Below are 567 nucleotides of genomic sequence, written 5' to 3'. Positions count from 1 at the left end.
ATAGATTGATTTAGCGTTACGTCCCAAAACAAATAACTCAAATCCGTAATCCCACTGGTACAAGTAGTGGCGGCGTTTTGAGGAGTTATTTGTTCTTTGGTTCTTTTGGTGTAAATTACACCATTAACTTCACCTGATGCCCCAAATGGAGCATCTGGACACATACAGGTTACTCCGTTTTCGTTTAAATAGAAATAAACAACTACACTAACAATTTGTTCAGCTGTAAGAATTACCCCTCCATTTTCATCAAGTAATGCCCAGGTAATTATTGTATTTCCTATTGGATATGTTTCAGGAGCATTATTAGTGAGGGTATAATTCAAGCAACTTTGTGCTGTTGGAGTTCCTAGGTCAATATTTGTTATTTCAGAGGAATTTCCATCAGCTACAATTGTAATGTCTTCAGGTGCGATAAGTATTGTTGGATAATCCGTTTCACCTGTTGCAGTAGTTACCGTTACATTTTGTTGTGCAGAGATGATTTGACCATTTTCATCTGTGAGCGTCCAAGTTACTTGCGTTGTTCCTAGAGGGAATACTTCTGGGGCGTTATTTTCAACTTCA

General features: G+C 37.9%; 1 pseudogene. It reads right to left on the bottom strand.

The features are described from left to right. Positions 1 to 567: pseudogene (locus G7034_RS09785) on the bottom strand (DUF2345 domain-containing protein); the annotation flags it as partial.

Source organism: Psychroflexus maritimus (assembly GCF_011089875.1).
In the GTDB taxonomy this organism is placed as follows: Bacteria; Bacteroidota; Bacteroidia; order Flavobacteriales; family Flavobacteriaceae; genus Psychroflexus; species Psychroflexus maritimus.
This window is presented reverse-complemented; position numbering and strand designations above follow the sequence as displayed.